Origin of the sequence: Streptomyces fodineus, assembly GCF_001735805.1 — a bacterium.
GTDB classification, from domain to species: Bacteria; Actinomycetota; Actinomycetes; order Streptomycetales; family Streptomycetaceae; genus Streptomyces; species Streptomyces fodineus.
In genome coordinates, this window is sequence record NZ_CP017248.1 from 6,307,780 (window position 1) to 6,319,711 (window position 11,932).

At 71.7% G+C, this 11,932-nt stretch carries 5 protein-coding genes; 4 read left to right on the forward strand and 1 reads right to left on the reverse strand.

Annotation, left to right across the window (positions count from 1 at the left end):
* Positions 1-2: 2 nt before the first annotated feature.
* Together BFF78_RS47255 and infA are read left to right on the forward strand one after the other, a co-directional pair.
* Complete coding sequence (locus BFF78_RS47255; protein WP_069780794.1) at positions 3-7,205, forward strand: type I polyketide synthase; 7,203 nt, start codon at positions 3-5, stop codon at positions 7,203-7,205.
* A gap of 123 nt (positions 7,206-7,328) precedes the next feature.
* Positions 7,329-7,553 (forward strand): translation initiation factor IF-1, encoded by a 225-nt coding sequence (gene infA / locus BFF78_RS27145; RefSeq protein WP_069780795.1) that lies wholly within the window; start codon positions 7,329-7,331, stop codon positions 7,551-7,553.
* Positions 7,554-7,663: 110 nt separating this feature from the next.
* Here infA and BFF78_RS27150 read toward each other — a convergent pair whose 3' ends face one another.
* Positions 7,664-8,332, reverse strand: a complete 669-nt coding sequence (locus BFF78_RS27150; RefSeq protein ID WP_069780796.1) for a mycothiol-dependent nitroreductase Rv2466c family protein — start codon at positions 8,330-8,332, stop codon at positions 7,664-7,666.
* Between the two features lie 544 nt (positions 8,333-8,876).
* On the opposite strand from BFF78_RS27150, the gene BFF78_RS27155 reads away from it, so the two are divergent.
* Positions 8,877-10,118 carry a cytochrome P450 gene (locus BFF78_RS27155; protein WP_069780797.1) on the forward strand — a complete coding sequence of 414 codons (1,242 nt, stop codon included), beginning with the start codon at positions 8,877-8,879 and terminating at the stop codon, positions 10,116-10,118.
* A 103-nt stretch (positions 10,119-10,221) separates the two neighbouring features.
* Positions 10,222-11,781 carry a bifunctional 3-(3-hydroxy-phenyl)propionate/3-hydroxycinnamic acid hydroxylase MhpA gene (mhpA, locus tag BFF78_RS27160; RefSeq protein ID WP_069780798.1) on the forward strand — a complete coding sequence of 520 codons (1,560 nt, stop codon included), beginning with the start codon at positions 10,222-10,224 and terminating at the stop codon, positions 11,779-11,781.
* The last annotated feature ends 151 nt before the right edge of the window (positions 11,782-11,932 follow it).

Consider the following 11,932-nt stretch of genomic DNA (forward strand, 5'->3'; position numbering starts at 1 on the left):
GCGTGCTGGTGCTGGAGCGTCTTTCGGACGCCCGGCGGCTGGGCCACGAGGTGCTGGCGGTGGTGCGCGGCTCGGCGGTGAACCAGGACGGCGCCAGCAACGGGCTGACCGCGCCCAACGGCCCTTCGCAGCAGCGGGTGATCCGTGCCGCGCTGACGAACGCGCAGCTCACCCCGACGGACGTGGACGTGGTCGAGGCCCATGGAACCGGCACCCGGCTGGGCGACCCCATCGAGGCGCAGGCGTTGCTGGCCACGTACGGACAGCGCGAGGCGGACGCGGAACCGGTGTGGCTCGGGTCGCTGAAGTCGAACATCGGCCACACACAGGCGGCCGCCGGAGTGGCCGGGATCATCAAGATGACCGAGGCGCTCCGGCGCGGCGTCATCCCGGAGACCCTGCACGTCGACTCGCCCACCTCGCAGGTGGACTGGAGTGCCGGCCGGGTGGCTCTGCTGACCGAGCAACGCGCATGGCCGGACCTGGGCCGGCCGCGACGGGCGGCGGTGTCCTCGTTCGGGATCAGCGGGACGAACGCGCACGTCATTCTCGAACAGCTCCTCCCCGACGCGGCTGAGGCGGACGGCGACAGCGGCCTCGACCACGGCGTGGCCGGCCCCGAGGGAGCGGCCGAGGCGGAGCTCCCGCCCGTACTGGTGCTGTCCGGGCGCTCGCGTGAAGCGGTCCAGGACTCGGCGGCAGGCCTGCTGGACCTGATCGCAAAGGAAGAGGTGTCCTCGCGCGACATCGCCTTCTCGCTCCTGGGCCGCAGTGTGTTCGAGCACCGGGCGGTCGTGCTCGGGCAGCGGGACGGCGAGCTGGTGGACGGACTGCGGACGCTTGCGCGCGGTGGATCCGGTACGGATGTGGTCGCGGGTACGGCTTGCCCCGGGACGTCGGCTTGGCTGTTCACCGGGCAGGGCGCGCAGCGGGCCGGGATGGGCCGGGAGCTGTACGACACCTCGCCCGTGTTCGCCCAGGCCGTCGATGAGATCTGCGGGCACTTCGACGCGGTGCTGGGCGGCTCCTTGCGCGAGGTGATGTTCGAGGACGGCGCCGGAGTGCTGGACTCGACCATGTGGACGCAGGCGGCCCTGTTCGCGGTGGAACTCGGGCTGGCCGCGGTGTTGCGGGCGTGGGGTGCCGAGCCCGACGTGGTCGTCGGACACTCGGTGGGCGGACTGGCCGCGGCCTGCGTCGCGGGCGTGATGTCCCTGCCCGACGCCTGCGCCGTGGTGGCGGCCCGGGGCCGGCTGATGCAGGCGACCGATGACGGGGCCATGGTCGCGATAGCGGCCTCGGAGGCCGAGGTCGCCCCGATCCTGGACGCCGATCAGGCCGGCCGTATCTCCCTGGCCGCCGTCAACGGGCCGGAGGCGGTGGTGCTGGCCGGCGATCGCGTCGCCCTGTCCGCCGCCGTGGCCCGCTTCCCCGACCGCCGGGTGCGCTGGCTCCGCGTGCACAAGGCCTTCCACTCGTCGTACATGGCGCCGGTCGTCTCGAAGCTGGAGCAGGTGCTCGCGGGCGTGACGCTGATGCCGCCGCGGATCCCGGTGGTCAGCGACGCCACCGGGGAACTGCTGACGGCCGAGCAGGCGACCTCGCCGCGGTACTGGGCCGAGTGCGTGGTGCTGCCGGTGCGGTTCGCCGACGCGGTCGGCACTCTGCGCACGCTGGGGGTGTCCCGGTGCGTGGAGCTCGGACCCGATCCGGTGCTGACGGCCATGCTCGGTGCGGCGGGGCCGGCGGCTGCGGGCATGCTCCGTACCGGCCGCTCCGAAGTCCGTACCACCCTCGCGGCACTGGCCCATCTGTACGTGCACGGGCAGCGGGTGGACTGGTCGAAGGTGGTACCCCCGGGCCGTCGCGTCGCACTGCCCACCTATCCGTTCCAGCGGGACCGGTACTGGCTCACGCCCGCCCCTGCGCGAGCCGTCGCGGACGCGGTGGGGCTGCGGAAGGTGGACCACGCGATCCTCTCCGGGATGACGGACCTGCCGGGCGGTGCCGGGTACGTGTTCACCGGCCGGCTCAGCGCGGACTCACCGGCCTGGGTGGCGGAACACGTCGTTCACGGCACGGTGATCCTGCCCGGCGTCGCCATCCTGGACATGATGGCGCACGTCGCCGGCCTGGTGGGCTGTGACCGCGTCGACGAGCTGACCCATTACGTGTTCATGGCGATTCCGGACCGGACGGCCCGGCGCATCCAGGTGGTCGTCGAACCCGAGGACAGCGCGGGACGCCGTGAGTTCGCGGTGTACTCCCGCCCCGTGGACGCCCGCACGGACGCCGACTGGACCCGGCACGCCGGTGGTTTCCTGTCGGCCGCCGAAGCCGAGCCGGCGTTCGAGCTGACCCAGTGGCCGCCGTCCGGTGCGGTCCCCGTCGATGTCGACGAGTTCTACGGGGAGGCCGCCGACGCGGGATTCGGCTACGGCCCGCATTTCCTCGGCCTGCGCCGCATCTGGGCCGACGGTGACGTCCGCTATGTGGAGGTGAGCCTCCCCGACACGACCGGTGCGAACGGGTACGGGGTGCATCCCGGTCTGCTCGACTCCGTGATCCAGCCCTGGGCCGTCGTGCCCTCGGGCGGTCCGGAGCGGCCGGCCCTGCGGGTGCCGTTCTCGTGGAGTGACGTGGTGGTGCACGCGACCGGGTCCGGTCGTCTGCGCGCCCGCATGACCCCGATCGCCGAAGGCCGGATACGCGCCGAGATCGCCGATGACGCCGGGAACCCGGTGATGACGGTCGCGTCGCTCGTGCTGCGGGAGGCGAACCCCGAGCAGGCGACGGCCGCGGCAGGAGAGACAAGCGGTCTCGACGACCTGCGCCAGGTCGTGTGGACGCCGGTGCCCTCGCGTGACGTGCCGGCCGCCGGTACCACGGTGATCCTCGGCGATGCCGCGTCGGCTGCCGCCATCGGATGGGAGGGCTACCCGGATGTGGCCGCGCTGGCGGAGGCGGTGAAGGGCGGGGCGACCGTGCCCGACACGATCGTCGCCCCGCTCCGCGACGACGGCGACGATCCCGCCGTGGCCGGCCGGACGCTCAGCCACCAGGCGCTGGCGCTTGCCCAGGACCTGCTCGCGCACGAGGAGCTGACCTCCCGCCTCGTCTTCGTGACCGAAGGCGCGGTGCCTCCGGTCCGCAGTGTCGCGGCGGCGAGCGTGTGGGGCCTGATCCGATCGGCGCAGACGGAACATCCCGGCCGCTTCACGCTGATCGACGTCGACGGCGCCCAGGGGCTGCGGTCGCTGCCCGCGGCGATCGCCGCCGACGAGCCGCAACTGGCCGTCCGCGGCCGGAAGTTCCACGTCCCGCGGCTGGCCCCGGTCGACGCGACAGGGGCGGGGCCGAAGTGGACCCCTCAGGGCACCGTGGTGATCACCGGTGGCACAGGCGCACTCGGAGCCGTCGTGGCGCGGCACCTGGTCGCCGAGCACGGCGTGCGCCGGTTGCTCCTGCTGAGCAGACGAGGCGGGGGCGCGCCCGGCGCGGCGGGCCTCGAGGCCGAGCTGTCCTCCCTGGGCGCCGATGTGACCATCGCGGCGTGCGACATCGCCGACCGCGGCGCGCTGGCCGAGGCGCTTGCCACGCTGCCCGACTCGGCGCCGGTTCGCGCGGTGGTGCACTGCGCGGGCACGCTGGACGACGGCGTGGTGTCCGCGTTGACTCCCGAACGCCTGGACACGGTGCTTCGGGCGAAGGCACTGAGCGCGTGGCACCTCCACGAACTGACGCGGGATCTGGAACTGGACGCCTTCGTGCTGTTCTCCTCCGCGATCGGTGTCCTGGGCGGCCCCGGCCAGGGCAATTACGCCGCGGCCAACACCTTCCTCGACGCGCTGGCCGCATACCGTGTCTCCCAGGGGCTTCCGGCGGTGTCGCTCGCCTGGGGCCTGTGGGCGGAGGAGTCGGGCATGGGAGGCGGGCTCGGCTCCCAGGACCGTGCGCGGCTGGCCCGCACCGGTCTGAGCCCGCTGCCGACCGAGCAGGCGCTGGCGCTGCTCGATGCCGCCGTCGCCGCGGACCGGCCCCTGCTCGTGCCCGCGAAACTGGAGCTGACCGGCATCGAGACCACCGCAGAGCAGATCTCTCCGCTGCTGCGTGAGCTCGTACGGCCCTCCCGCCGCCGGACGGCGCGCAAGGACGACACCGCGTCGCAGACATCGCTGGTACGGGAACTGGCGGGCCTGGACGAGGCAGACCGGCTCCGTCGTCTCACGGAGGTCCTCCGGGCGGAGATCGCCGCCGTTCTCGGCCACAGCGACGCGGCGTCGATCGACCCGCGCCGGCAGTTCCAGGCGCTCGGCTTCGATTCGCTCAGCGCCGTCGAGTTGCGGAACACCCTCAACCGGATCACCGGCAAGCCGCTGCCCGCGACACTCCTCTTCGATTTCCCGACGCCACAGGACCTCGCGGCACACCTGCACGCGCAACTCGCCGGAGTCCGGACCGAGACCGCCGCACCGGCGCGCCGGAAGCAGCCGACGGCCGGTGATCCGGTGGTGATCGTGGGTATGGGGTGCCGCTTCCCCGGCGGAGTCTCCTCGCCGGACGCCCTGTGGGACATGGTGGCCGGCGCGGTGGACGGGGTGTCGGACTTCCCCGTCAACCGGGGGTGGGACCCGGCGGTGGTCGATCCGGCGGGCGGTCCCGGCAAGACGTATCTGGGCGCCGGCGGATTCATCCACGACGCGGACGCGTTCGACGCGGAATTCTTCGGGATCAAGCCACTCGAGGCGCTGGCGATGGACCCCCAGCAGCGGCTGCTGCTGGAGGTGAGCTGGGAGGCGCTCGAACGCGGCGGAATCGACCCGGCCACGCTGCGGGGGAGCGACACCGGAGTGTTCTTCGGCGCCGTCACCCAGGAGTACGCCTCGCTGTCCCGGGTCGGTGACGGCGTGGAGAAGTACCTGCTGACCGGTACGACCGCGAGCGTGGTGTCGGGGCGGGTGTCCTACACGCTCGGGCTGCAGGGCCCATCGGTGACGGTCGACACGGCGTGCTCGTCGTCGCTGGTCGCGCTGCACCAGGCGGCCGCGGCGGTGCGCGCGGGGGAGTGCACCATGGCGCTCGCCGGAGGCGTCACCGTGCTGGCGACGCCCGGGATGTTCGTGGCGTTCTCCCAGCGGCGAGGGCTGGCGCCGGACGGCCGCTGCAAGTCCTTCGCGGAGTCCGCGGACGGAACGGCATGGGCCGAGGGCGCGGGTGTGCTCGTGCTCGAGCGGCTTTCGACCGCGCGACGGCTGGGGCACCAGGTGCTCGCCGTGCTCGCCGGCTCGGCGGTGAACCAGGACGGTGCCAGCAATGGCCTGACCGCGCCCAACGGCCCGTCGCAACAGCAGGTGATCCGCGCGGCTTTGGCCAATGCCGGCCTGACCACGTCCGATGTGGACGCGGTGGAGGCGCACGGGACCGGGACCAAGCTGGGAGACCCGATCGAGGCGCAGGCGATTCTGGCGACCTACGGGCAGCGGCCGGCCGGCGCGGAACCGGTGTGGCTGGGATCGTTCAAGTCGAACATCGGTCACGCGCAGGCAGCCGCGGGTGTCGGTGGCGTGATCAAGATGGTCGAGGCCATCCGACGCGGCGCCCTGCCCCCGACCCTGCACGTGGACGAGCCCACGTCGAAGGTCGACTGGTCGGCCGGAGCGGTGCGGTTGCTGACGGAGAACCGGCCCTGGCCCGAGGTCGAACGCGCGCGGCGAGCAGCGGTGTCCTCGTTCGGGATCGGCGGAACCAACGCCCATCTGATTCTCGAACAGGCACCTTCGGACACGGACACGGACACAGACACGGGCACCGGCACCGGGACGGAACCGGACGCCGACGGCACACAGGCGCCCACGGTCTGGATGGTGTCGGGCCACAGTGCGGACGCGCTGCGCGCTCAGGCCGCCCGGGTGCGGGACTTCGCCGCGGCGCGGCCGGAGCTGGACCCGCGGGCGGTGGGACGGTCGCTGGCGGCCCGTACCAGCCATGAGCACCGGGCGGCCGTGGTCGGCCGTGATCTCGGCGAGCTCGTCGCCCGGCTGGGGGCCGTCGCCGACGAGTCGGTGGCTTGGGGCGTGTTCTCGGGACGGGGCGGTCCCGGCGGCAAGACCGCGGTCGTCTTCCCCGGTCAGGGCTCTCACTGGGCGGGGATGGGGCGTGAGCTGCACGCGGCTTCGCCGGTCTTCGCCGCGGCGTTCGACGACGTCTGCGCGGTCGCCGACGAGCTGCTGGGATGTTCGCTGCGCGACGCGGTGTTCGCCGAGGAGACCGACGAGACCGGCGGGATCGAGCCGGTCCTGCTCGCGGAGGCGGCGTTGTTCGCGGTGGGCGTCGGCCTGTTCGCGCTGCTCGGCTCCTGGCGCGTGACGGTGGACTTCGTCATGGGTCACTCCGTGGGCGAAGTCGTGGCGGCGCACGTGGCAGGTGTGCTGTCGCTGCCCGACGCCCTGCGCGTGGTGGTGGCGCGTGGCCGGCTGATGGCCGAGCTGCCCGACACCGCGGCGATGGCCTGGGTGTCGGCGAGCGAACCGGAGGTCGTCGAGGTTCTCTCGGGCACCCCGGACGTGAGCATCGCCGCGGTGAACGGTCCGGCGTCGGTGGTGCTCGCGGGTGACCGTGCGGCGATGGCCGTGGCCGTGGACGAACTGCGGAGCAGGGGAAGGGAAGTCCGGTGGCAGTCCGTTGCGCACGCGTTCCACCCGTCGTTGCCGGAGCCGCTTCTCGGCGGGTTCGCCGAGGCGACAGCGGACTTGAGCCGTGGCACATCGACCCTGCCGGTCGTCTCGAACGTCGACGCGTCGGTCGGTGGTGATCTGCTCGGCTCGCCGGACCACTGGGTGAGGCATGTTCGTCAGCCGGTGCGTTTCGCCGACGGCATCGCGACGTTGCGTGCGGCGGGGGCGACACGGTTCCTCGTGGCCGGACCCGAGGGCGGCCTGGCCGATGCGATCGCCGAAAATCTGGCCGTGACGGGCGGTACCACCGAGGCGGACACCGTGGTCGCCATGCTGCGGCAGGACCACCCCGAGACGGACACGGCGGTGGCCGCGGCGGCCGGTCTGTTCGTCACCGGCGCCGAGCTCGACTGGCCGGCCGTGCTTTCCGGTACGGGTTCGGCGCGGGTGGAACTGCCGACGTATGCGTTCCAGCGGCAACGGTATTGGCTGGGTGTGGATTCCGATGCGGTTCCCGCTCGGCCGGAATGAGGTGAGATCAGCCGTTCTGGCTGAATACGGACGGCGGGCTAGCGTGTGCGGGGCGCCTCGACTAAAGTGTTTTCGGATTAATTTCCCACCAGTCTGCGCCCAGTTACGGAGAAGTCTGAGGATATGGCAAGAAATTCGGGTGGTGTCGACGTCGAAGGTATCGTCGTCGAATGTCTGCGCAACGCTACCTTCAAGGTCGAGCTGGACAACGGCCACCAGGTTCTCGCACACATCAGCGGGAAGATCCGCAAGAACTTCATCAAGATCATGCTGCATGACCGAGTGCTGGTGGAGCTCAGCCCGTACGACCTCACCCGTGGCCGGATTCGCTTCCGCTACCGGACATGATGTCCGGCGTTGTGGCACAGCGCCGGCCGGGCGTGTCCGTGTCCATGGGCAGGGCCCCGCGGGTGTGACCCGCGGGGCCCTGCCTCGCTGTGGCGTGTGGTGTCGTGCCGTCAGCCGAAGACGGGCCCGCGCGTACGGGTCCGCTTGATTTCATAGAAGCCCGGCACCGAGGCCACGGCGACCGCGCCGTCCCACAGCCGGGCCGCCTCCTCGCCCTTCGGGGCGGGGGTGACGACCGGGCCGAAGAAGGCGATCTGCTCGCCGTCCGGGCCCGGCAGCGCGATGACCGGGATGCCGACGTCCTGGCCGACCTTCTCGATGCCCTCCTGGTGCGAGGCGCGCAGCTCGGCGTCGAACTCGAAGTCCTGCTGCCCGGCGTACTCGATCAGCTCGGCGGGCAGGCCGGCGTCCGCGAGGGCACCGGCGATGGCCTCGCGGGTCGGGCCCTCGCCGTTGTCGTGGATGCGGGTGCCGAGCGCCGTGTAGAGCGGGCCGAGGACGTCCGCGCCGTACTTCTGCCAGGCCGCCGTGACCACGCGCACCGACGGCCACGACTTGGCCGCGATCATCTCCCGGTGGGAGGTGGGCAGTTCGTCGCCCTTGTTCTCGTTGAGGACGGCGAGGCTCATGATGTGCCAGCGGACCTCGATGTCGCGGAGCTCGACCACTTCCAGCACCCAGCGGGAGGTGATCCAGGCCCACGGGCACATCGGGTCGAACCAGAAGTCGACGGGGATTCGGCCGGACTCGGGCACGGGCGAGGTCGCGGTCTCGGACATGGTTCTCCTCAGCGAAAGACTCTGATAACGGCTCAACGACAGCGGGGCCGGCCGCCATTGGCGGCCGGCCCTCGGGTGCATCCCTCGGTCTGGTGGTTCCGCTCCCTCGGATCGCCGGGAGGGGTGGGCGCCTCCCCGCCCGCCGACGGGGGGTGAGGGGAGGCGGGGAGACGCCCGTTTCACCGCCGGCCCCGCGCGTTTTCGCGCTCGGCCGCGATGAGGTTCTTGAAGGCATGTCGTCGGGGGCGGATGCGCCCACACAGGTATTCATCAGTTCCGCGAATGTGCTCCGCGTCATGCATTTCCGAGAGTAGGAAGCCGGCCGGTGCGGCACATCCCTCGGCCTGGTAGAACCGGACCGGTTCGGCAGGTATGTGCCGCGGCAGCCGGGGTTTTGACCGTGTGACTACTTGGGTGGGGGATCGTGGGGCGTGCGGGGGCATTCGTAGGGTGGGCGCGGTTAGGGCCGGGGTTGCGTGAGGTTCTGGTGCGGTCCGGTCTGTTGATTTCTTACCGGACACCTTTTACGGAGGGCTTCACAACAATGACTCGCACGCCGGTCAGTCCTGAGACGCTGGACGAACTCGATCTCGCCGATCCGGTGCTGCACGCCGAGCACGAACTGGGCGAGGTGTGGCGGCGGTTGCGTTCGGAGCGGCCCTATTACTGGCACCCGCCGCGTGGGGATCAGCCCGGTTTCTGGGTGCTCTCCCGCCATGCGGACGCGATGTCGGTGTACCGGAAGAAGGAATTCTTCACCACGGAGCGGGGCAACGCCCTGCCGACGCTTCTGACCGGCGGCGACTCGGCCTCGGGCTCGATGCTGGCGGTCACCGACGGGGACAAGCACACCCAGCTGCGCAACATCCTCAACGCGGCGTTCTCCCAGCGCCGGCTGGCCCGTATCCGGGACGCGATCCGCAAGACCATCGACGAGCTGATCATCGCGGCGATGGAGAAGCCGGAGTGCGACTTCGTGCACGAGGTGTCCGCGAACATCCCCCTCGGCGCGATCTGCGGCCTGATGGACGTCCCCGACGAAGACCGCCGCTATCTGCTCGGCCTCACCTCGCACGCGTGGAGCTCGGACTACGCCGACGCACCCGCCGAGGAGAACTGGCGGGCCAAGAGCGAGATCCTGCTCTACTTCGCCGACCTGGCCGAGACCCGTCGCGGCAACGACGACGCCGACGACGTCGTCAGCCTGCTGGCCAACTGCCGCATCAACGGGGAACGGCTCAGCGACGCGGACCTGATGTCCAACTGCTACGGACTCATCATCGGCGGCGACGAAACCGGACGGCACGCCATCTCCGGCGGCCTCAAGACCCTCATCGAACACCCCGACCAGTGGCGGGCGCTCAAGGAAGGCACCGTCGGACTCGACACCGCCGCCAACGAGATCCTGCGCTGGACCGTGCCCTCACTCCACGGCGGGCGCACCGCCACCGGTGACATCCAGATCGGCGACCAGCTCATCGCCAAGGGTGACATCGTCAGCGTCTGGATCTCCTCGGCCAACCGCGACGAGAACGTCTTCGCCGATCCCGATCGCTTCGCCCTCGACCGCACCCCCAACAAGCACCTCACCTTCGCCTTCGGCTCGCACCTGTGCCTCGGCCACGTCCTGGCCCGCATCGAGGTCGAGGAAGTGCTCGACTCCCTGCGCACCCTCGTCGCCCACGCCGAACAGAGCGCTCCCGAAAGCTGGATCTACTCCAGCATCCTCCACGGCATGAGCTCCCTGCCCGCCGTCCTCACCCCCGAACCCCGGCCGCGAGCCTGAACCGTGCACACCCACCGTGCCTGCCGCCGGCCGGCGGCACGGCCGGTGCCGAGGTCGGACCGGGACATCCACCGGCCTCGCCGAACGAGAGGAGGACGGTGGCATGTCCGCCACGTCCGAGCAGCCGACGGACGTCGTCGTCGTCGGCTGCGGTCCGAGCGGGGCCGTACTCGCGCTCCTGCTGGCCCGCAAGGGCCGGCACGTCGTCGTGGTCGAGCGGCACCGTGCAGTCTTTCCGCTGCCCCGCGCCACCAGTTTCGACGGGGAGAGCGCCCGCTTGCTCGCGGCCACCGGAATCGGCGAGCGACTGCCGGCGATCTCGACCCCGGCGACCGGGTACCGCTGGCGCGGCGGCAGCGGGCAGACCCTGCTGGACATCGCGTTCGACCGGAGCGGACGCTACGGCTGGCCGGACGCGAGCACGATGCACCAGCCCGCGCTGGAGGAACTGCTCGCCGCCGAGCTGGCGGCCCAGCCCACCGTGACCGTGCACCGTGGCCTGCGGGTCGTCGACGTCACGCAGACCGAGACCACCGTCACCGCGACAGCCGAGGACGAGGACGGCGCGACCACCACCTACCACGGCCGCTGGCTCGTCGGCTGCGACGGCGCGAACAGCGAAGTCCGCGACCGCGCCGGGGTCTCGGTCACCGACCTGGGGTTCTCCTACGAGTGGCTGCTGTGCGACGTGCGGCTGCACCAGCCACGGGAGTTCGTCCCCACCAACGTGCAGTTGTGCGACCCACAGCGGCCCACGACACTCGTCGGCAGCGGCCCCGGACGCCGCCGCTGGGAGTTCATGCGGCTGCCCGGTGAGTCCTCCGCCGAACTGAACGACCCCGCCACCGCGTGGCGGCTGCTCGAACCGCACGGCGTCACACCGGACAACGCCACGCTGCTGCGCAGCGGCAGCTACCGGTCCCGCGCGATGTGGGCCGACCAGTGGCGGTGGGGCCGGGTCTTCCTCGCCGGGGACGCGGCCCACCTCATGCCGCCGTTCGCCGGGCAGGGCATGTGCTCGGGCATCCGCGACGTCAGCAACCTGGCGTGGAAACTCGATCTGGTGCTCGCCGGCCGGGCATCCGGGCAGCTGCTCGACACCTACACCGTCGAACGGCGCGGCCACACCAAGGCCGCCATCACGGCGTCGGTCAAGCTCGGCCGGGTCATCTGTGTGACCGACCCGTCCGCCGCGGCCGACCGTGACGCGGCGATGTCCGCGAGCGGAGCCGGGCGTACGACCCGGGCGCCGGAGGCGGTGGCGCTGACCGCCGGGCTGCTCCAGCCCGCCGCCGGCGGCCGAGGCGGCGGTGAGGTCATCGTCGCGGGCCGGGTCGAGGTGGACGGCGTCACCGGCCGCTTCGACGATCTGGTGGGGCGGGGCTTCGTCCTCGTGACGACCGAGGCACCGGACGCGCTGGACGGGCGGGCGCGTGCCCTGCTGTCCGGGATCGATGCGAAGGTCGCCCATCTGACGCCCGCGGGCCAAGGACCGCCACCCGGCCGGGTGGGCGACGTGGACGGCGTCTACCACGCCTGGCTGGCCGCCCGGAATGCGTCGTCGGTTCTCGTCCGGCCGGACTTCCACGTCTACGGCAGCGCCGGCCCGGGCGGCGTGGTGGAACTCGTCGACGGCCTGCGGCGGCAGCTGAACGGCGACTGACGCCCAACCCCTGTCAGGCTGAGGGATCTCAGCCACCCACCCCGGCACCTAGCGTCGTCGAACGTACGCCGACGCCGGGCGAACCCTACTGATGTCTCCGGCGCGGCCTGTTCCAACGGACCTGGAGGACCGATTTGAGCACCACGCCGGA